Here is a 19,511-nt window from a genome sequence, read left to right on the forward strand (position 1 = left end):
GTCACAGGGTGAGGTTGTCTTGGCGCACGTCCAGCTGTTCCAGGCGCTGTTTCAAGAGGCCCGGAAAACGCGCATACCAGGTCTGATTGAGCGGCGAGGGGTGCGGCAGCGGGTAGAGCGTAAAGGTTTGCTCTTTTCCATGATCACCCTCTAGCGTCACCTCAATGCTACTTTCAAAGCGGTCCTCTTGCTTCCAGAAGGCTTCCAGGCGCGCACGCTCCTCTTTTGAGCGGCCGATACCGAACCACAGGAACGCTTCTCGGCCCAGCGTAATCAGCGTTCGTCCTTCCCAGCGCGAGATCAGCACTTCGTTCATTAAACTGTGAAAGTGACGCTTAACCTTCATCGACCACGCCTTGTTGCCTACGGGCTTGTAGGGCACGGTATTGATCCAGAAAAAGTGCTCGCCCACGGCTTTTGATGCCTCAAAATCCGGCATCGTCTCGCCGTAGAGCTGCTCATAAAGCGCTTTTCTGGCCAACTGGCCACCAGCACCGATAAACGGCTCGCCGTGACGCACCTCGTCGCGACCTGGGTCGCGGCCAAAAAAGCCGATGCGCAGGTTCGGTTTGCCCAAGCCGATGATCGGCGCCAATGGATCGCGCTCAAAGCGTTTGTAGGCCTCGACATCGATTCCTTCGATGTCTGCTGCCAGGGCTCTGAATTTCTTCTCCTGAGTCGGCGTTAGCGACATCGTGCTACCTCCTTGTTAACCAATGTCGGGTTCAGACGAACCACTCCTGGGCTGTCCGCCATAAGCACATGCCAAAAAAGTAGACCGAGGCGACGCCCCATCCCCATAGTGCCCAAACAGCATGCTCAGTGCTTGGGAGAATAAGAAGCGTTGCACAGAGGCACCACAACAACGTAACGGCGATATTAAGCGGCATAAATTTGCGCACCCGGAAGGGGTGCAGGAACTTCATGCGGGTCACGGTGAGAATGGCCAGGACGATGATGGCGGCAAAGGTAAGCCAAGGCGGGAAGTCGAGAATGTAGAAATAGGCCGCAGCGATATTCCAGGCGGCCGGAAAGCCAACAAAGTAGTTATCCTGGCTTTTCATATTGGTGTTGCAGAAACAGAACATCGACGAGAGCAGGATAATAAACACCGCCAGCAGTGAAAAACCGGCTGGCAAATCAATAAAGTAGTAGATAAACAGGGCGGGAATAAACGCCCAGGTAAGATAATCAATGACCATATCCAGTGTTGAGCCATCGAAGTGCGGCAGGATGGTCTTCACTTCATACTTGCGCGCCAACGTGCCGTCGAAGCCATCTACCATCATCGCCGCCCCCAGCCAGAGCAGACAAGCCACCGGATTGTCGTCGATCAAAGCGAATAGCGCCATGACGCCCAGTAGTACGCCGCTAGCGGTGAGAGCATGTACGCTCCATGCTTTGCATCGCGATGCGTGAGAGTCTGCTTGCGAAGAGAGCGGTTGAGCCACATTAAACCCCGTTGAGAACGTTATGTTCTGCTGCTGTTTGGTGTATAGATAAGCGTGTCAGTCGATACACTACTACAAGAAGGCGTACCGAGAATACGCAGGCCGTTGAACTGCTCTAAGCATGGCCGTTTCTGACGCCGTCCGCCAGGCGATTGTTGGCGTCCTAACGTATGTAGAAGCCCTAAACGGGCCGCTGAAACTGCAAGCGTGCCTGCTCTACGCGTTCACGTGTTACGCAGGTCAGCGAATGGTCATTGAGCAGCCCCATCGCCTGCATCAACGCAAAGGCCGTAGTGGGGCCTATAAATTTCCAGCCGCGTTTTTTCAGCGCTTTGGAGAGCGCGATGGATTCAGGCGAGACGGTCTGGGTTTGCGGCGTTTTTAACGCATCATGCGCTGGCTCGAAGCGCCAGAAGAACGCCGCCAGCGAACCTTCCTGTACGACTAATTCCTGTGCCCGTTGCGCGTTATTGATCGCTGCCTCAATTTTCCCACGATGGCGGATAATGCCCGCGTCTTGCAGTAATCGCTGCACATCACGCTCATCAAAACGCGCGACCTGATGAAAATCGAAGCGATGAAAGGCCGCGCGAAAGTTCTCGCGCTTGTTGAGAATCGTCCGCCAGCTCAAGCCGGACTGAAAGCTCTCTAGGCAGAGCTTTTCAAACAGGCGCTGATCGTTATCAACCGGAAAGCCCCACTCGTTATCGTGGTAGGGCAGAAACTCCGGTGCACCGCCGCACCAGTAGCAGCGGGCGTGCCCATCGGGGGCGATAAATGCGTTCGCCATAGTGATTCCCCTGTTTTAGTTATAAAAATGTCAGGATTTATAACGATGTTAGATTTAGCCATGCGTGGCTGAGCCAGCGGCCCGCACGTAGTAGCTCATCCTCCGTCGCACCCGCATAGCCCAGCACAAGCCCCGCACGCTGAGGTTTCCCCAGATAGTACCGGGAGAGTGGGGAGAGCGTAATGTGTGCCTGTTGGGCCAGTTCAACCAGGCGCGTTTCCTGATTTAAAGTATTCAACTCGGCGACCAGGTGCATCCCCGCATGGCCTGAGGAGAGCTTTAACCCGGCGTCAATAGCAGGGGCCAGTGCACGGCGCAGGCAGGCCTGGCGCTGACGATAGCCCATGCGCATTCGGGCGATATGGCGTGAAAAGTCACCTTTGGCAATGAACTCAGCAAGCGCCGACTGAATGGGATAGTTGCCTTCGCGGTGCAGGCGGGCGTGAGCCAACCGGAACGTATCGGCCAACGCCTCGGGCAGCACGATATAACCCAGCCTAAGCCCCGGGTAGAGCACCTTGCTGAACGTGCCGATATAGATGACCGATGCCTGTTCCGATAAACCTTGAAGCGACGGGGTGGGCGGCGTGCCGTAGCGAAACTCGCTGTCGTAGTCATCCTCAACGACCCAAGCGCCGTGCCTGGCGGCGTGTTCGAGTAATGCCAAGCGTCGTGGAACCGGCATGGTAACGCCGCTCGGGTATTGGTGGGAGGGCGTCACGTAGATCAATCGCGGCGAAGGCGTATTAGCTGGGCAAAGCAACGGATTTAGTCCCTCTTCATCCACCGGGACAGGGATAATGTTCAGTCCCGCTGCCAAAAAGCAGGTTTGCGCGCCGCCGTAGCCGGGTTCTTCCATCCACACTGTGTCGCCGCTATCGGTCAGCAGCTGGGCCACCAGCTCGAACGCCTGCTGCGCGCCTTGCGTGATCACAATCTGCTCAGGGCGACAGCGCACTGCGCGGGAAAGCGTCAGGTAATCACCCAATGCCTCTTTCAGCGCGGGCAAGCCGCCATGCGTTTGATAGGAAAGCCATGCCGTATCGGCCTGGCGATAGTGGCGCCTTAAAAGGCGCTGCCACTGAGCGTGGGGGAACAGATCCAGCCCCGGCACCCCCGGCGCAAACGCCTGATAGTGTTGGCTTAGCGTACCGCAGCGGTCAATCAGCGCCTGCCCGCGTGTTGAGTAGCTAAACGCCGTTTCCAAAAGTGGCTTGGGATGAGTCGGTAGCGTAGGCAAGTTGGCCACATACATGCCCGCGCCCCGCCGAGAAACCACCAGCCCCTCGGCTAGCAGGCGGTCCATTGCTGCCAGCACGGTATTACGGCTGATACCCAAGCCGCGCGCCAGGTGCCGCGAAGAGGGCAAATGACTCCCGGCGGCCAGTTCGCCGTGTTGAATCCAACGGCGCAACGCGCTGTAAAGCTGATGTACCAGCGTGGTTGTTTCTTGGGTGCCAATCTGTAGCGCCAAGGCATCAATAAGCCATTCACTCGACGGCGTTCGCTGCTTCACTGGTTCCCTCGCTATTTAATAAACTGGTTCTTCACCAAGAGCCACTATAACGAGAGACTTGCCTATTCCCACCTCTTTTTAAGGAGCGCCACTGTGAATAATGTTCGGGCTGCCGTACTTGATGACTTGGACGCGCTTAGCGTGCTGCTGGATGACTATCGCCAGTTTTATCAGCAACAAAGCGACCTAAAGGGCGCCCGCTACTTTTTAAATCAGCGCTTTGGGTTGGGCGACTCGTTCATTCTGGTGAGTGAAGAGGCGCAGGGAACAATCAGCGGTTTTGGGCAGCTTTTTCCCGGCTTATCGACGGTAGGCATGAATGCACGATGGACGTTGAACGATCTTTACGTACTGCCTGAGTATCGCCGCCAAGGCGTAGGTAGGGCGCTAATGAGCGCCGCCGCCGATTTGGCCCAAGACCACGGTGTCGCAAGGCTGGTATTGATGACGCAGGTGGAGAACAAGCACGCGCAGCACCTGTATGAAACGCTTGGCTGGCAGCGCAACACGGCGTTTTATAGCTATCTGCTGGATGTGAATGAGGCGTGAGTAGAGCAGGAGAATCAAGCAGAGAATCATGTTCGCTGATGGGGCTCTTGGCCCGGCGTTCGCCGGGCCAGGATAGTGCTTACGCGTCGCTAAGCTTGCGGGCGCGGTGCAGATTCTCCATGGTGTTCAGGCACGCACTGGCGGCTTCCTTACCTTTGGCGAGGAAGTGCTGGAAATAAAAGTCGTGATGGGTGCTGTGCTCATGGAAATGGTGCGGCGTGAGCACCACCGAAATGACCGGCACTTGGGTGTCGAGCTGGACGCGCATCATGCCGTCGATGACCGCGTGGGCGACGAAATCGTGGCGGTAGATGCCGCCATCTACCACAAAGCCAGCACCGACAATCGCGCCATAGCGGCCGCTTTCGGCCAGTACCTTGGCTTGCAGCGGAATTTCATAGGCGCCTGAAACGGTAAATGTATCCACCTGGTCCGCAGATAAACCGTTGCGCTCCACTTCCTCAATAAATGCCTGGTAGGCCTGGCCGACGATATCGTTGTGCCAATGGCCCTGGATAAACGCAATGCGCTGGGACGTGGTATGTGAGGAGAGTGTTAAAGGAAAGGTCTGATTCATGGTCATTCTCTTGGATAAGTGGTACCAGAATCAGGGCATTCGGCATCCGCCATAGGCATAACGTACGCCTCCAGGGGGCTTTCTCCGTGGAATAACGCCGTTGAATGGATGCCGTTCTCTTTCATCCGGACTATCACCGTCGGCTTCGGTTTCTCACCGAATCTGCTGACCTCTCACGGGCAGACCTGTGAGAGCGCTCGCGGGCTTAGGCCGCTTTCGTTAGGAAAGGCACCATCACCGCCGGTGGGGACTTTCACCCCGCCCTGAGAACATTGCTGCATAGCAGCCTACCTATCTTACGCCGATTGTGAATGCGCAGCTAGAGGCCAAGTAAAACCTTGTCGAGCGTGCTGCTTAATCGACCCAATCGGCATTTACCAGTTCGGTAAGCCGTTTGGGACAGGCACTATTGGAGGCGCCTGCGGCGGGCAGTGCTTCGTTATACGTCAAAACGACTCATCACAATAAATGGGCACGTTGGTCGCCAAACTAAATGGACATACGCCGCCCGGGTGACTGGTGAGCTCCATTTTATACGTTAAGCATTGATACCTAATGAAAAGCCCCCGGTCTAGCGACACGGGGGCTTGATCATGCATCGTGGTAGACGCTTATAGCGCTTCAACGACCTCATCAACTTGCAGTTTCAGGCTCTGCAGACCGCCGCCGGATAAGTACCAAAGGGCCGGGGTCAGTACGACCAGGCGTGTATCCGGCGTGCCCGCATCTGCTAGCGCTTGCGTTAACGCATCGGAATCAGCGGCCTCGTTACCAATGGCGGCGCTGCGGTCAACCACCAGCAATACGTCGGGTTGGATCTCACCGATGGCATCCATCGTCAGCGGCGTAAAGGTGCGGCTACCGCGCGTTATGCTGGTAACACTATCCGGCATTTCTAATGTGTTGATACCCAGTACGTCATGGACGACCGGATGAGTGTTCAGCCCCAGGTTGCCGTCATTGGAGGTAACCACCAGTACGCGCAACGCTTCATCCAGCGCTTGACGGTGATTTTCAATATCGGCATGCAACTCTTTTAGTGCTTCTTCAGCGCGCTCTTCAACACCAGCATGGCTGGCAAGCTGGCGCACGTTGTCGTCAAAGGCTACCAGGTAATCATCGCCCTGTAGGCTGGTATTGAGCACCGGGGCGATCTCTTCGAACTCCGCTTCCCACTCGCCTTGACGGCCAGTGTAAAGGATAAGGCTGGGCTCGCTTGTGGCAACGGCTTCAAGGTCAGGAGAGCGTAAGCCGCCAAGGTCGGTATACGCGTCGTCGTTATAGGTTGACAGGTAGTCGGGCAGAATCTGTTTGGGAATCCCCACGATTTGGTCACTAACACCCAGTGCATCCAGCGTATCCAGGCTGCCTAAATCAAAGGTGGCAATACGTTCCTGGGCATGAGCAACAGAGCTAACCGCTGTGACAAGCAGTGTTGTGACGAGAACCTTGGGCTTCATGGGTATTCCTTTTATGAGAAAAAGTTTTATATGAGACTATTTCTCATATTGGCAAAAAAATGAGGTGCTGTCGTTACCGTGTTATGGAACAGGACGTTTCACTTTTTCGTTTTGGTGGGACTATCGAGGATTGGCGTTGTCAGAAGGGGAGCACGTATATGGGCGTTATAAAGCACTATCCCGCCTTACTGGGCGGGATAGTTAAGGTGCTGGGCAGGAGGACTATCTGCCGGAAGCGTTACGAATCTTTTTATCGGTTTGATATTGGCTCAACGCATAGACAGACCAGATCGCCGCGGGCACCCAGCCAATGATAGTAAGCTGGAGTACCAGGCAGATAAGCCCGGCAAAAGGGCGACCGATGGTAAAGAACTGAAGCCACGGCAGTAGCAGGGCGAGTAGCAGACGCATGTCATTCTCTCCTTGATCTAAACAGCGAAAGGTTAAGTAACCGATGGCACATTATTGCAGATTGGCTGTTGCTACGCATATTCATTACACCACCGCTGCCAACATTAACCTGCCGCTGGTTGATTGAAGCAGTTTTCGTACAAAGCCTGGAAATGCCGTTTTCCCTTGGCGCACAGCGATAATAAAGCCAGATAATCGTGAGAATAGCAGTGAGAATTAAGTGTAATGTTTTTGTCTGCTGCCTCCATGCGCCAATGAAGAGCATTTTATGTTTGTAATATGGTAAATCGCGTTACTAAGGCACTCTAAATGGATGGAATGATTAAATTGTTTGCCGTTATTCTATCTAACGGTTGGCAGGATAAAGGGTAATGCTGACGACGTTTACGTGGTACATCATCACATCAATTTATGCGTTCTCTTTTGTTCTCTGGCCAAGGTCGATGCGCTATGCCTGTTGTAGATATGTTGATGAGAAAGGACCAGAACAAAGAGAGCGAAAAGTATGCCGATGATGCCTTTCGCCGCCAATGTCGCAATGTCTACGCGTTATACGTTGCTGCTTTACTGCTGCTGTTCAGCCTGTTCGGCTGGTTTTTAAAGGAGCAGCGTGAGCAGGAGATAGCCTCTGCTGAGGCGCAGAGCGATGCGCGTGCCAGCCTGATTGGTGAGTGGGTAGAAAGCATCTTCTCTCAAACGTACCACGTGCTGGTCAGTGTCGCTGACCTTCAGAACATGCCTGATGTGGTCAGCGCCACGCAAATGTCCCGAATGTTAAGCGATCGTCATCGCTATGCCCCCCCGGTCCAACGAGTGGGTCTGTTGGATAGCCAAGGAATCATGATCGCCAGTAGTGGAGATAACCACTATCAGGGAGCGGATTTTAGTCACCAGGATTTTTATAAAGTCTTGAGCGACCCTGACTATCCCATGGAGGACATCGTTACGCCGCTTTACTGGTCCAGCGAGGAACAAACCTACTCTCTGATACACGCGTTACGTCTGACAGATTCATCAGGTGCCTTTGCGGGCATGGCATCAGCACGTGTGGCATCACAAGCATTTGCCGACATGGTTAACCAAATGCAAATTCGTCAGGGTGAAAGCATCGCCCTGGTAGACGCCACGCTTACATTAATCGCCCGCAATCCTGGTGACGAGCGCACGCAAACCGGGGGGCAAGTGGAGGGCGCGACCATACAACGCGTCCTGGACAACGGCCAGACCCCGTGGTCGGACGTGATGTGGTCTTCTCTGGATCAACGTGAGCGAATTTTTTGGGTACAGCGCGTCGAGAACTATCCGATATGGGTGGTCGTCGGTATGAATTTGGACGAGGTGTTAGCAGGTTGGCGTCAGCGCGCCGGGATTACCATTGGTATCTTTATCGCTATTACGTTGTTGGGTGCATGGGGAGTGCGTCATTACCTTAAGCGGATAAGGTTAGCTCAGTTATTACAACATCGCCTTAAAGAGCTTGATCAGGCGCGTACCCAGGCCCAGACAGGAGAAGCTCAGCTCAGAACGCTTATTAACTCTATCCAGGATTTGATCATCGTTTTCGACCAAAACAATCAAATAACCTATACGCATGCCTTGGATGAAGGAATGTTGCTGAAAGGCAACGATAGTCTGTTAGGGAAACATTATAACGAGGTAATGCCCGCTGGTTTATCCAAGCGCTTTGATACTGTCTTTGAGCAGGTAAGGCAGCATCGCCAAGCAGTGACGCTTGAATATCAGTTGAGGGTGCCCAGGGGAGAACACTTTTTTCAGGCCGTAGTAAGCCCCTTGGTGCATCCTGATGGCCGCTTTTCAGGCACGTTGCTGGTCGCGCGCGATATTACCGAAGCCAAACAGAGTGAAGCGGAGCTTAATATCGCGGCTGCCGCTTTTCAGGCACACCTGGGCATCATCATCGCGGATGCCGAAGGGAAAATACTGAAAGCCAATCCCATGTTTACTCAGATTACCGGCTATAGCGAAGCCGAAGTGATTGGCCGTGACGCAAAGATGTTTAATTCGAACCGTCACGACCCTGGTTTCTATCGCCGTTTATGGCGCAGCGTCAAACAGCATGGCCGTTGGGAAGGCGAAGTTTGGAACCAGCGCAAGAACGGCGATATCTTTCCCGAGTGGGTCGTTATTAGCTCAATTCGCAATGCTGACCAGCAGCTAACCCATTACGTGGCCACCGTTGTCGATATTAGCGAGCGCAAAGCCGCTGAACAGGAGATCCACCAACTGGCGTTTTATGATTCGGTGACGGGGCTGGCGAATCGCCGCCTCTTTATGGACCGCTTGGGCGCAGCGCTTAAAGAGGCGCGCCGACATCGCTCTTATGGTGCGCTTCTGCTGATCGATATCGATCATTTCAAACAGGTTAACGATGTGTTTGGGCACTCTATCGGTGACCGTTTGCTTCAGGGTGTTGCGCGTCTGCTTCATCAACAGCTGCGGGAAAGTGATACCTTGGCACGTTTTGGCGGTGATGAGTTCGCGATACTCATTCAGTCGCTGGATACCGATGCGGCTAAAGCGGCTCAGTTGGCTGAGCTCATCGCCCATAAGTTGATGGTTGCCATACGCCGTACCAGTTCACTCATTGAGCACTCGGTCAGCGTGACGGCCAGCATCGGTATCACCCTCTTGGACTATTCGACCAACGAGCAAAATGAGTATCTTCAGCAGGCGGATATGGCGCTATTTCAAGCCAAGGCGAGAGGCCGTGATACGCTGTGCTTTTTTGACCCCGATATGCAGGCAACGCTGTTAGCCTCAACGCGTCTGGAACGTGACTTGCGGCAGGCACAGGCGCTTAACCAGTGGCAGCTTTATTATCAGCCCCAAGTGGAAGTAAATGGAAAGACGACCGGGGTCGAGGCACTTTTGCGCTGGCAGCATCCCGAGCGGGGTCTTGTATCACCCGGGGACTTTATACCGCTGTTAGAGAGTACCGGCCTGATTATTGAAGTAGGTGCATGGGTGCTGGAGAGGGCCTGCTACCAGTTGGCGAGCTGGGCACAGCATGATCGGTTCTGCCACTTGACGATGTCGGTAAATATCAGCCCTCTGCAGTTTCACGATGCTGAGTTTATACCGCGTATCACGGCTATCTTTGAACGTACCCAAGCACCGCTTGACCGCTTAAAGCTTGAAGTGACAGAGTCGCTGTTTGTGGATGACCGCGACAGGGCCCGCGATAAAATGTTGTTCCTAAAAGCGCTGGGCGTTCGCCTCTCACTGGATGATTTTGGTACCGGTTATTCATCCCTTGCCTACCTGGCCCAACTACCCTTGGACCAACTGAAAATAGACCAGAGCTTTGTGCGCCAGGTGCTGACCAGTAGCGCGAATGCGGCGATTGTCGAGAGTACCATTGCGCTGGCAAAAAGCCTGAACCTGGAGGTGATCGCCGAAGGAGTCGAAACGCAGGCGCAGCAGGCGTGGTTATTCGCCCATGGCTGCCACGCCTATCAAGGTTATCTGTTTGGGCGCCCGGTCACCATCGACGCGTTGGAAGCGGAGCTTGATGTTTTTTGATATCAGCCGTTTTGATGAAATGGCGCGGGGGAGAGCATTGACGCAAGTGCCGTGATATCTGGCACCGTACTCGCCAGCGCTTCAGGGATAATGATTTCCAGCCGCGAGTCCTGCCGCCAGGCGCTACTTTCTACGTTTAGCGCACCATCAGCGCGGTTAAGCTGCTGCCAGCCGTTGGTCGTATGAAACACGCCTTTAATACGGGCATCACGGGGTAATTCACCTAAACATTGCGCCAGGCTGTCCAGGTCAAAGTGCTCGTCAGGGTGCCAGCGCAATCCCAGGCTTACATAGCCCAGCGCCACACCGGTTTCCTGCTGTGGTGCGCCTTTGGCTGGTGGAAAGTCAAAAAATCCGCCCTCCAAACCAGGGGGCGCGGTTAACGTGCGGTGCGCTTCCGGAACGGCCTGGTCGTGGGCAGGGCTTTGGCCACTGTGTGTTAATCGTTCAAGTGGCAGTTCGCCATTGGTAACCGGCTCGACCCATTTACGCGGCGGCCATAAGGCATTGGCAAACTGCTGCGCTGCCTGCTGCTGTTGATCGGTGGCCTGGTCCCATAAAGTGATGGCTACCGCATCGGCAATCGCCAACTGGTCCTGAAACGTTTCATGATTGAGCGCACGCGGGTCATCCAGACGGCGTGGGTCCAGCGTGGCAATAATATCGCGCACATCAACGACAGCGTTAAAGGCCTCGCCGCGCAGCAGGTCCAGCAAACCGGCGGGGTGGCCAAGTCCAGAGGGTTCAATAATCACGCGGTCTGGCTTACTGCGTGCCAGCAGGTTAACAAGCGCTGCCTGCATCACAAAGGCGAGCTGGCAGCACAAACAGCCGCCAGGCAAGCCTTTAATAACGATATCGTCGCGTTGCTCAAACATCGCCTGGTCGATACCAATTTGACCGAACTCATTCACTAAAATGGCCCACGTTTCATGCGCAGGCTTTTGTTCAATCAGACGGTGAATGAGGGTGGTTTTACCACTTCCCAAAAAGCCGGTGATGATATGAACCGGCACTTTTGCCAACGCTGCCACGAGCTAACCCCCTGTCATATTCATAAAGCGAACAACCTGAATATCGCCGTCGGTGGTAAAATGGTGCCGCTCGGGTTTGAGTGGTAGCGCATTCACAATCGCCTCTTTAAGGCGCGGCATATCACCGGGATAGCGGCGCAGCACGGCGCGCAAGTCGACCGAGTGTTCGTTACCCAAACAGAGCAATAAACGGCCTTCTACCGTGACCCGCACGCGATTACAGGTGTCGCAAAAGTTGTGGCTGTGCGGCGATATAAAGCCAACTCGGCTGTCACTGTCGGCCATCTTAAAGTAGCGCGACGGGCCTGGTGTGGTTTCGGTGGTCGGGGTTAGCGTATAGCGCTTTTCAATCAGGGCCTGTACATCATCGCTTGAGTAGAAGGTTTCTGCGCGTGAGTGGTCGGACACATCGCCCAGCGGCATCTCTTCAATAAAGCTGATATCCAGCCCTTCGTCACGTGCAAAGTCGACAAGGTCCAGTACCTCATCATCATTACGACCTTTTAAAATAACCGCATTTAACTTGATGCGGGTAAATCCGGCCTCTTTTGCCGCATGGATGCCGTCAATAACGCGTGTTAAATCGCCGGTGCGGGTGAGCTTTTTAAAGCGCTCCGGGTCCAGTGAATCCAGGCTGATATTGAGACGGCGCAGGCCACCTGCGTAAAGCCTTTGGGCATGTTTACGCAGGCTGGCGCCATTGGTGGTCATGGTGAAGTCGCTCAGCCCGGGCAACTGGCCAATGTCATCGACCAGCTGTTCTATGTCCCGGCGCACCAGGGGCTCACCACCGGTCAGGCGAATTTTTTCAACACCCAGTTCGGTAAAGGCCTGGGCGACCATGCTGATCTCTTCAAGGGTGAGCACTTGGGCACGCGGAAGAAACGTCATTTCCTCGCTCATGCAGTACACACAGCGAAAGTCACAGCGGTCGGTCACCGAGATGCGGACGTAGCTAACTCGGCGACCAAAGTCATCAATTAGTTGCTTAGTCATGGCCATCTCACCAGTGGTTGAATGCAGACTATCTCGCCAGCTTGTGCACCGTCCTGGTCCTCGGGTAGTTCGATCAGACAGTTAGCCGCGACCATCGAACTTAACATGCCGGACCCTTGAGCACCGGTCGTGCGTACGTGGAGCACACCTTGCGTATCGCTATGGTAAATGCCGCGCAAAAAATCAGTACGCTGGTAGCGGCTGTTGAGCACTTCATCTGCGACAGCGTAAAGCCTGGGTGGCGGAGTCATGGCGAATGCCTGCAAGTGATGGAGCAACGGCACGACAAACTGTGAAAAGGTTACCATGACAGCGACAGGGTTGCCGGGCAAGCCCACAAAGGGCGTACGCGACTCTCCCAGCCAGCCGCAGGCCAGTGGCCGCCCTGGGCGTAACGCAACGCGCCAAAACGTTAGTTGGCCAAGTTGCTCAAGGGCAGGCCGTGTAAAGTCAGCTTGCCCTGCTGATACACCGCCGCTGGTGAGCACCAGGTCGCTCACTTGGGCGGCGTGGGATAACGCCTTACGTATCGCCTGCTGATCATCGGGAAGAATACCCAGATCAATCACCTCAGCGCCCTGTTCGGTTAATAAACCCATCAAGGTAAACCGATTGGCATCATAAATGCGGGCATTCTCCAGCGGCTCGCCAGGCGCTGTCACTTCATCGCCGGTGGAAAACAGCGCCACCGTCGGTGGCCGGACCACGCAAACCTGTGCCACGCCGAGCGATGCCAGTAGCCCCATACTAGCGGCATCCAAACGCGTTCCTTTTGGAAGCGCCAGGTTGCCCTTGAGAATATCTTCCCCGGCCAGGCGTACGTTCTGGCCACGCTTAACGCGCTCAGGGTTTGCGATGTGGAGGTGCTCGCCGTGCGTTGTTAACTGCTCCTGCATAATAACCGTATCGGTGCCCTCCGGTAGCGGGGCGCCCGTGGTAATCCGCACGCAAGCGCCAGGCGGCACGGCGCCCTGAAAACCATGCCCTGCCAAAGAGTGACCGATAAGCAGCCATTGGGATGGCTGTGTGTCTGGCCAGGCAAGGGCAATACCATCCATCGCGGCGTTGGTACCGGGCGGTACGTTGATCGGCGCCATAATATCGTGCGCCAAGCGGCGGCCATGGGCACGGTGCAGGTCAATGACTTCATGGGCAAGCGGTCTTTCAATAAGCGTTGTCAGCGCTTGGCGGGCTTCTTCCACGCTCAGCATCTGGTCGCCAAGCTCAAAGCAGGAGAGCGTCATGGTACGTTCCTGGCGGATAGGCATTGCGCTTCCAAGCGGCTTTTCTCTTCGGCGGTATTGAGATTGGCGAAGGCGTCGAGACAGTCGGACATATCCACACGGCGCATATTATGACGTGCGTACCAGCGCTGAATTTTACGCTCGCCGCTTTTCAGGGCCGCCTGAAGATCATCCGCCAGTGTGGTGCGTATCAAGGCCACCGTAGGATGCAGATGCTGACCATCAAACGCCACGGCGATATCGGCGCTTTGTATGCCTGCCAGCATTCGTGCGACCAGGTTGTCCGGGAGAAGCGGCGTATCGCAAGGAGCTATCAATAGCCACGGCGTGTTTGCTGCGCGCAGCCCGCTATAAATGCCCATTAAAGGACCCTGGAAGCCTGACTCCGCATCACTGATCACACGCCCAAACAGGCGGTAGGCGTCAAGGTTACGGTTAGCGCTAATCAGCAGTTCAGCAACCTGCCCTTCAAGCCTGGCCGCTGTGTGGGCAAACAGAGGTAGCCCAGCAAAGGGCTCCAGCCCCTTATCGCGCCCGCCCATGCGGCGGCCTTCGCCACCAGCGAGCACCATGCCGGTTAATGCGTGGGTCGTGATCATTGGCATGTCTCCTCTGGCCGATCAGCCTTGCCATTTCCAAGTGTAGATCCCTTGTCGCTATGATGGCGGCCAAGGGCCTTGCTTGTCTATGCGCTTGTCTATGCGTTAGATGCTTGATGGTAAGCACTATGACCCATATCAAACAGTGGGTTCGCTTGGCTACGTTATCGGGTGGAACAGCGCCGATAAGCGGTGTCTTTTGGTATGCTGCACGACAGTCACTTTTTATGAGGGAAACGCTAATGTCAGATTTTAACGAGTTTGATCAGGCTACTCGCACTGAGCTTGAGGCCGCTGCCTTTCGGCGTTTGCTGAGCCACCTGGACGATAACAAGGACGTACAGAATATCGACCTGATGATCCTGGCGGACTTTTGCCGTAACTGCCTTTCCAAATGGCTGGTGAGCGCAGCCGAAGAGCGAGGCGAGCGGCTTGATTACGAAGCCGCGCGCGAGTACGTCTACAAAATGCCCTACAGCGAGTGGAAAACGCACTATCAGGGCACTGCAACGCCTGAACAGTTGGCGGCGTTGGACGCTCGCCAAGCCAAGAAAAGCGGTCAGGAGTAGCGTTATGGAGCCGATGGTTGCCCTCAACATAGCCATACTGACGATTTCAGATACGCGCACCGAAGAGAATGACCGCTCCGGCCAGCAGTTGGTCGAGAGTTTGACCGCCGCCGGCCATCGGCTCGCCGATAAGCGGATTGTGGCTGACGATATCTACCAGATTCGCGCTATCGTGGCCCAGTGGATTGCCGACGCCGGGGTGCAGGTGGTTATTACCACCGGCGGCACCGGCTTTACCGGGCGTGATTCCACACCGGAAGCCATTTCGGTGCTGTTGGATAAGCATATCGAAGGATTTGGCGAGCGGTTTCGCCAGTTAAGCGGTGAGGAAATTGGCAGTTCCACCATTCAAAGCCGCTGCCTGGGTGGCCTGGCGAATGCCACGGTCATCTTCTGTCTGCCCGGCTCAACCGGCGCCTGCCGTACGGGCTGGGAAGGTATTTTGAAAGAGCAGCTCGATAGCCGCCACAAACCGTGCAATTTTGCCAACCTGGTGATCCCCGAGCGAGGCCAGCATGGCTGATTTGCAAACAGCTGATTTGCAACCAGTAAGTGCCGCGCTTGAAGCGCTGCTGGCTGGCGTGAGTCCCGTCAGTGCGGAAGAAGCCGCCTTGGACGCCGCTGGCGGGCGGGTGCTGGCTGACGACGTGATGGCAGCGCTTAACGTCCCGCCCTTTGATAACAGTGCGATGGATGGCTATGCGTTGCGCGCAAGCGATGCAGGTCGGTGGCTGCCCATCAGCCAGCGCATTGCGGCGGGAACACAGGTAGCGCCGCTGGCACCCGGTAGCTGTGCACGCATCTTTACCGGTGGCGAATTGCCAGCAGGCGCGGACTGCGTCGTCATGCAGGAGCGCGTTAGCGTTGAGGCAGGCAAGGCCTTGATACCGGACAATATTCCGCCTGACGACAATGTACGCCGCCAAGGGCGGGATGTGCGTGTGGGCGACTGTTTGCTCAACAAAGGGCTGCGTCTGGAAGCGGCCGCGTTGGGGCATTTAGCGGGGCAGGGCATTACCCAGGTAAGCGTACGCCGCCGCCCTAAGGTTGCCCTGCTCTCGACCGGCGATGAGATCGTCGACCCCGGAACGCCGCTGGCACCGGGGCAAATTTATAACTCCAACCGGCCCATGTTAAAGCGCCTGCTTGAGCGCTTTGGCGCTGACGTGGTGCAGGTCGTTAGTGTGCCGGATGACTACGCTCAAACGGTGGCGCTATTAACCCAGGCCGCCGCTGACGCCGATGTTGTGGTAAGCACTGGAGGTGTCAGTGTGGGGGAAGAAGACCACGTTAAGGCCGCGCTTGATGCCTTGGGCGAGCTGGATTTATGGCGCTTGGCCATACGCCCAGGCAAGCCCTTGGCGCTAGGCCGCTTGCCTCGCGCTGACGGCAGTGAGGCAAGGTTTGTGGGTTTGCCGGGCAACCCGGTTTCGGGATTTGTGGGGGCCTGGCTATTTTTGCGCCCGCTCATGGGGGCGTTGTTGGCTTGCCCGGCACAGAAGGCATTGCCAACGTTAACCGCAACGGCGAATTTTGAGACCTCGACCGGACCGCGCCAGCACTATATGCGCGTAACGCTTAATTTTGCACCTTCCGGTATAACGGCCCAGGCCTTTGCTGACCAGAATTCCGGCGTATTGTCGTCGTGTATTGAGGCCGATGCCTTGGCGGTTATTCCTCCCCATCATCAGGTAACGCCCGGCGATACCGTTAGCTGCTTATGGTTGGCGGAGTAAGCAGGCGTGTTCTCCTGACCGTTAAACAATGGCGTGGGGCACAAAGCAGGATGAATCCTTGGTAATTCGCCCTACGTCTTCCCGCACGCCGATCCCGCAAGCACGATCACCCACCACCCAACTGCCGATTAACGCGTGATGTTCGCCAAAGCGCGGCATGGGGTGGTAGGCCTGGCGAATCCAGGGGCTGTCCGTATAGGGGCCATCCACTACCTCTCGCTGCCCCTCTGGCGTTAACAGTTCAATATTGCTGCCTTCGCGTGAAAAGAACGGCTTGCGTACCCAGCCGGGCGGCAGCGGTGAAGGCGAGCGCTCTTCAAAATAGGCAGGTAGCAAATTAGGGTGGCCCTTAAAGTGCTCCCACAGCAGGGGCAGAATGCCCTTGTTAGAGAGAATCGCCTTCCACGGTGGTTCAAACCAGTGGGTGTGCAGCTGGGGAATCTTTTCGCCAAACGCATCGTCGGCCAACTCTTCCCAAGGGTAGAGCTTAAACAGTGCCTGAATGGGCTGATTATCCAGGTCAACAAAGTAGTCGCCGTCGCGCTGGTAGCCAATATCTTCGGTATAAATGAAGGGCGCTTTTAAACCGGCCTGAACGGCTACATCCTGCAGGTAGTGTACGGTTGCGCGCTCTTCGTCATTATCCTTGATACATGAAAAGTACATCTCGGCGCTGTCTAACCGGTCGCCAATATGCGCCATTGCATTAATCAGCCGCTCCTGAATGGAATTATATTGGTCAGCGTGGCGCGGGATGATGCCCTGTTGGATGGCTTGCTCCAGCCATACCCACTGGAAAAAGCCCGCTTCATACAGTGAGGTGGGCGTATCGTAGTTAAGCTCAAGCAGCTTGGCGTGGCCCTGGCCTGAATAGGCAAAATCCATTCGCCCATAAAGGTGTGGCTGACCAGACACCCAGGAGTCGTGAATGGTGTCCCACATGAACTCCGGCAGCGCCAGGCGTTGCATCAGCGCATTGGAGTGACAGACACGGTCAACAAGCTCCATGCACATTTCATGCAGCTCTTCGGTAGGCGCCTCAATATCCCGCTCTATTTGATCCAGCGAGAACTGGTAGTAGGCGCTCTCTTTCCAGTAGGGTTCGCCGCCGATGGTATGAAAATGAAACCCCAGCTCGTGGGCCAGGGTTTTCCAGTTGGCGCGTTCTGCAACATCAACTCTAAGCATGGGGATTTCCGAGGTACATCACGAGCCCCAGCCGCCGCGAGCGGATGAGCGAGAACCGAAGCCGCGACGTTGCGTGGCCTGGCGGTTCTGGGTCGCCGTGGTACGCAGGGCCTGGTGGCGCTGATTGACACGCTGGCTGGCCTGGTTAGTGGCGGTATTCCAGTTGCCCTGGTTCTGACGATTGCGGTAAACCGGTTCTTGGTACACTCCCCGGTTGGTCGCACCGTGGCTGGTGCGCGACATCATGTTACCCACCATGTAACCCATCATGGCCGGCATAAACCAGCCACCGCCGCTGCTGCCGGTGGCCGCCTGCGACTGCTGTTCGGTGGGGGCCGTGCAGGCTCCTTCACCGTGTTCAGCCTCACACTCTTCAAGCGTATTGAAGCGGGGGACTTCTTTAATGGACGCCTCGTAGGCATCTTCACAGGCGCTGCGGGTATATACATCGGCGGCCACGCACTCATCAACACTTTGGTAGCTGCGTGGGCTGTCAAAGCTTACATCGGTCGTTTGCTCTGGCTGGCCACACGCCGTTAGCCCGAATGCGCTGGCGCCCATCATCGCAAGCGAGAGGCGGGCGCTGCGTTTGCGTCGCGGCAGGTGTGGGGTCTGATCGTTATGTGCCATCGTTAAACTCCTTACCACGTCATCGAGGCGGCATTAATCAGGCCAACCGCAATGGAGACACTACCCGCCAGAATACCGTAAGCCATATGACCTTCAGTGATATGCAGTGACAGGCTTTCTCCCTGATTCTTCAGCACCATCTTCAGGCCAAAGAAAGCCGCCAGTTGAACACCAAACGCGATGATGCCCCACAAGATGAAGTCGATGAAACTGATGGAGTTGGCCATAGCGCTGTAGAGCGGCAGTGTAAAACCGACGATAGAGCCCGCATAGGCCGTGGCCGCCGCTGCATTACCTTCGCGAATTAACGTCCACTCGTGGTGGGGCGTGATACGGCTATAACAGTACATAAACGCAACGAGAAGCACGAGTGCGCCGATCAGATAGCCCAAAAAGTGGGGTAAGCCTTGTAAATACTGCATGTATAAAATCTTCCTTGGTTGAGAGTCAACGTTGTGGTGATGGCGTGTGTTGGGGCTTGCCGCGTTTAAATAGCATCAATATCGACCGATGTAACATCAACACCGAGATTTTGTACCAGCATAAACCCACCCTCACCGTCATCTTCCGCATTCAGCAATACATATTCCATGCGCTCGGAGTCTTCAATAGGGCGCTCGTACAGCATGGCATGGTGGGTAACGCTGCGCGTCATGACGCTTTCGGTGGTCATTACCTGCTCTTCAAGTACGACGGGCGGCGACCAAAGGCTCGTTTCATCGCCCCACACACGCTGAAACTGGCAGGTGCGCCCGGAAGCATCGGTCGCCTCGACAGCAATCGTTTGTGCGCCCAGCTGGCCTGCCTTTTTATCGCTTGCGTTGATCAGCGCATCGAACTCGATATCCGACAAATGCGTCACACGATAAAAATCAAACAGCTTGTACTCAATCACGCGCTGGTTTTCGACGTTGGCTTGCAGCCACGTATCGTTATCCAGATAAAAGCGTACCAAGTGGGCGCCCTGGCCAAGGTCGATATGCCCGACAGCCGCAACATGATGATAGGGCGCGCTGTCCCATCCAAAGAGTGCATCGGAATAGGCGCTTAACTCAGCCAACTGAATGTTGACGCGCCCATCCAGACGCAGCCCCGCAAAATCTTCTTGTGACATCCCGGTCGGCAGGCCAGCAGTGAAGGTGGAGGCGTTTTCTGCCGCAGGGTTCGCCGCCTCATTGGAAGTGCCGAACAGGGCCTTAAGTGTCTTAAACATTCGAG

The 19,511-nt window shown here is 55.6% G+C and carries 20 protein-coding genes and 1 riboswitch; of the genes, 5 read left to right on the top strand and 15 right to left on the bottom strand.

The window, feature by feature from the left end; translation table 11 throughout:
- Position 1: 1 nt before the first annotated feature.
- The 4 genes from FKN99_RS11080 to pdxR form a co-directional block, all read right to left on the bottom strand.
- Positions 2-694, bottom strand: coding sequence for a uracil-DNA glycosylase family protein (locus FKN99_RS11080; RefSeq protein WP_172117899.1), 693 nt, complete (start codon positions 692-694; stop codon positions 2-4).
- Positions 695-725: 31 nt separating this feature from the next.
- Entirely contained in the window at positions 726-1,451 is a 726-nt protein-coding gene (pcsA, locus tag FKN99_RS11085) for a phosphatidylcholine synthase (RefSeq protein WP_319941279.1), read from the bottom strand.
- Positions 1,452-1,632: 181 nt separating this feature from the next.
- Positions 1,633-2,241 (bottom strand): DNA-3-methyladenine glycosylase I, encoded by a 609-nt coding sequence (locus tag FKN99_RS11090; RefSeq protein WP_172117900.1) that lies wholly within the window; start codon positions 2,239-2,241, stop codon positions 1,633-1,635.
- Positions 2,242-2,278: 37 nt separating this feature from the next.
- Positions 2,279-3,757, bottom strand: coding sequence for a MocR-like pyridoxine biosynthesis transcription factor PdxR (gene pdxR / locus FKN99_RS11095; protein ID WP_172117901.1), 1,479 nt, complete (start codon positions 3,755-3,757; stop codon positions 2,279-2,281).
- 93 nt (positions 3,758-3,850) lie between these two features.
- Between pdxR and FKN99_RS11100 the strand changes: the two genes are divergently transcribed.
- Positions 3,851-4,306, top strand: a complete 456-nt coding sequence (locus FKN99_RS11100; RefSeq protein ID WP_172117902.1) for a GNAT family N-acetyltransferase — start codon at positions 3,851-3,853, stop codon at positions 4,304-4,306.
- 79 nt (positions 4,307-4,385) lie between these two features.
- Here the strand turns inward: FKN99_RS11100 and FKN99_RS11105 are convergent, their stop codons facing one another.
- From FKN99_RS11105 to FKN99_RS11120, 3 genes are all read right to left on the bottom strand, one after another.
- The gene (locus FKN99_RS11105) at positions 4,386-4,883 is read right to left on the bottom strand and encodes a 6,7-dimethyl-8-ribityllumazine synthase (RefSeq protein WP_087110995.1); all 498 of its coding nucleotides are present in this window, start codon (positions 4,881-4,883) and stop codon (positions 4,386-4,388) included.
- Positions 4,884-4,992: 109 nt separating this feature from the next.
- A riboswitch (FMN riboswitch) is annotated at positions 4,993-5,158 on the bottom strand.
- A 336-nt stretch (positions 5,159-5,494) separates the two neighbouring features.
- Entirely contained in the window at positions 5,495-6,343 is an 849-nt protein-coding gene (locus tag FKN99_RS11115; protein ID WP_172117903.1) for an ABC transporter substrate-binding protein, read from the bottom strand.
- A 222-nt stretch (positions 6,344-6,565) separates the two neighbouring features.
- On the bottom strand, positions 6,566-6,754 hold the full coding sequence (locus FKN99_RS11120; protein ID WP_172117904.1) for a YqaE/Pmp3 family membrane protein: 189 nt from the start codon (positions 6,752-6,754) through the stop codon (positions 6,566-6,568).
- Between the two features lie 471 nt (positions 6,755-7,225).
- On the opposite strand from FKN99_RS11120, the gene FKN99_RS11125 reads away from it, so the two are divergent.
- A complete protein-coding gene (locus FKN99_RS11125; RefSeq protein WP_253927030.1) occupies positions 7,226-10,297 on the top strand; it encodes a bifunctional diguanylate cyclase/phosphodiesterase in 3,072 nt (1,023 codons plus the stop codon).
- Positions 10,298-10,299: 2 nt separating this feature from the next.
- Here the strand turns inward: FKN99_RS11125 and FKN99_RS11130 are convergent, their stop codons facing one another.
- Genes FKN99_RS11130 through mobA form a run of 4 tightly spaced genes read right to left on the bottom strand, consistent with a single transcriptional unit; the run spans position 10,300 to position 14,170 of the window.
- Entirely contained in the window at positions 10,300-11,331 is a 1,032-nt protein-coding gene (locus tag FKN99_RS11130) for a CobW family GTP-binding protein (RefSeq protein WP_172117906.1), read from the bottom strand.
- Between the two features lie 3 nt (positions 11,332-11,334).
- Positions 11,335-12,327: a GTP 3',8-cyclase MoaA gene (gene moaA / locus FKN99_RS11135; RefSeq protein WP_172117907.1), complete on the bottom strand. Its 993-nt coding sequence runs from the start codon at positions 12,325-12,327 to the stop codon at positions 11,335-11,337.
- Positions 12,324-13,571, bottom strand: a complete 1,248-nt coding sequence (gene moeA / locus FKN99_RS11140; protein ID WP_172117998.1) for a molybdopterin molybdotransferase MoeA — start codon at positions 13,569-13,571, stop codon at positions 12,324-12,326. Before moeA ends, moaA begins: the two co-directional genes overlap by 4 nt.
- Complete coding sequence (mobA, locus tag FKN99_RS11145) at positions 13,568-14,170, bottom strand: molybdenum cofactor guanylyltransferase MobA (RefSeq protein ID WP_172117908.1); 603 nt, start codon at positions 14,168-14,170, stop codon at positions 13,568-13,570. Before mobA ends, moeA begins: the two co-directional genes overlap by 4 nt.
- Positions 14,171-14,412: 242 nt before the next feature.
- On the opposite strand from mobA, the gene FKN99_RS11150 reads away from it, so the two are divergent.
- Genes FKN99_RS11150 through FKN99_RS11160 form a run of 3 tightly spaced genes read left to right on the top strand, consistent with a single transcriptional unit; the run spans position 14,413 to position 16,475 of the window.
- The gene (locus FKN99_RS11150) at positions 14,413-14,739 is read left to right on the top strand and encodes a DUF1244 domain-containing protein (protein ID WP_172117909.1); all 327 of its coding nucleotides are present in this window, start codon (positions 14,413-14,415) and stop codon (positions 14,737-14,739) included.
- Between the two features lie 4 nt (positions 14,740-14,743).
- Positions 14,744-15,262 (top strand): molybdenum cofactor biosynthesis protein B, encoded by a 519-nt coding sequence (gene moaB, locus FKN99_RS11155; RefSeq protein WP_172117910.1) that lies wholly within the window; start codon positions 14,744-14,746, stop codon positions 15,260-15,262.
- Positions 15,255-16,475 carry a molybdopterin molybdotransferase MoeA gene (locus FKN99_RS11160; RefSeq protein WP_172117911.1) on the top strand — a complete coding sequence of 407 codons (1,221 nt, stop codon included), beginning with the start codon at positions 15,255-15,257 and terminating at the stop codon, positions 16,473-16,475. The genes moaB and FKN99_RS11160 overlap by 8 nt, the downstream gene beginning before the upstream one ends.
- Before the next feature lie 21 nt (positions 16,476-16,496).
- Here FKN99_RS11160 and FKN99_RS11165 read toward each other — a convergent pair whose 3' ends face one another.
- The 4 genes from FKN99_RS11165 to FKN99_RS11180 form a co-directional block, all read right to left on the bottom strand.
- Complete coding sequence (locus tag FKN99_RS11165) at positions 16,497-17,663, bottom strand: glutathionylspermidine synthase family protein (RefSeq protein WP_172117912.1); 1,167 nt, start codon at positions 17,661-17,663, stop codon at positions 16,497-16,499.
- An 18-nt stretch (positions 17,664-17,681) separates the two neighbouring features.
- Positions 17,682-18,293: a DUF1190 domain-containing protein gene (locus tag FKN99_RS11170; protein WP_172117913.1), complete on the bottom strand. Its 612-nt coding sequence runs from the start codon at positions 18,291-18,293 to the stop codon at positions 17,682-17,684.
- An 11-nt stretch (positions 18,294-18,304) separates the two neighbouring features.
- Positions 18,305-18,715 (bottom strand): DUF350 domain-containing protein, encoded by a 411-nt coding sequence (locus tag FKN99_RS11175; RefSeq protein ID WP_172117914.1) that lies wholly within the window; start codon positions 18,713-18,715, stop codon positions 18,305-18,307.
- 65 nt (positions 18,716-18,780) lie between these two features.
- Positions 18,781-19,506: a DUF2491 family protein gene (locus tag FKN99_RS11180; RefSeq protein WP_172117915.1), complete on the bottom strand. Its 726-nt coding sequence runs from the start codon at positions 19,504-19,506 to the stop codon at positions 18,781-18,783.
- Positions 19,507-19,511: the final 5 nt, after the last annotated feature.

The organism is Halomonas hibernica (assembly GCF_013183775.1).
Lineage (GTDB): Bacteria > Pseudomonadota > Gammaproteobacteria > Pseudomonadales > Halomonadaceae > Vreelandella > Vreelandella citrativorans.

Bases quoted from the DNA above. Each gene is read 5' to 3' on its own strand.
- FKN99_RS11175 (WP_172117914.1), bottom strand. From the start codon at position 18,715: ATGCAGTATTTACAAGGCTTACCCCACTTTTTGGGCTATCTGATCGGC.
- FKN99_RS11165 (WP_172117912.1), bottom strand. From the start codon at position 17,663: ATGCTTAGAGTTGATGTTGCAGAACGCGCCAACTGGAAAACCCTGGCC.
- moaB (WP_172117910.1), top strand. From the start codon at position 14,744: ATGGAGCCGATGGTTGCCCTCAACATAGCCATACTGACGATTTCAGAT.
- FKN99_RS11105 (WP_087110995.1), bottom strand. From the start codon at position 4,883: ATGAATCAGACCTTTCCTTTAACACTCTCCTCACATACCACGTCCCAG.
- FKN99_RS11125 (WP_253927030.1), top strand. From the start codon at position 7,226: ATGAGAAAGGACCAGAACAAAGAGAGCGAAAAGTATGCCGATGATGCC.
- FKN99_RS11090 (WP_172117900.1), bottom strand. From the start codon at position 2,241: ATGGCGAACGCATTTATCGCCCCCGATGGGCACGCCCGCTGCTACTGG.
- FKN99_RS11180 (WP_172117915.1), bottom strand. From the start codon at position 19,506: ATGTTTAAGACACTTAAGGCCCTGTTCGGCACTTCCAATGAGGCGGCG.
- FKN99_RS11120 (WP_172117904.1), bottom strand. From the start codon at position 6,754: ATGCGTCTGCTACTCGCCCTGCTACTGCCGTGGCTTCAGTTCTTTACC.
- FKN99_RS11115 (WP_172117903.1), bottom strand. From the start codon at position 6,343: ATGAAGCCCAAGGTTCTCGTCACAACACTGCTTGTCACAGCGGTTAGC.
- FKN99_RS11170 (WP_172117913.1), bottom strand. From the start codon at position 18,293: ATGGCACATAACGATCAGACCCCACACCTGCCGCGACGCAAACGCAGC.
- mobA (WP_172117908.1), bottom strand. From the start codon at position 14,170: ATGATCACGACCCACGCATTAACCGGCATGGTGCTCGCTGGTGGCGAA.
- moaA (WP_172117907.1), bottom strand. From the start codon at position 12,327: ATGACTAAGCAACTAATTGATGACTTTGGTCGCCGAGTTAGCTACGTC.
- FKN99_RS11150 (WP_172117909.1), top strand. From the start codon at position 14,413: ATGTCAGATTTTAACGAGTTTGATCAGGCTACTCGCACTGAGCTTGAG.
- moeA (WP_172117998.1), bottom strand. From the start codon at position 13,571: ATGACGCTCTCCTGCTTTGAGCTTGGCGACCAGATGCTGAGCGTGGAA.
- FKN99_RS11080 (WP_172117899.1), bottom strand. From the start codon at position 694: ATGTCGCTAACGCCGACTCAGGAGAAGAAATTCAGAGCCCTGGCAGCA.
- FKN99_RS11160 (WP_172117911.1), top strand. From the start codon at position 15,255: ATGGCTGATTTGCAAACAGCTGATTTGCAACCAGTAAGTGCCGCGCTT.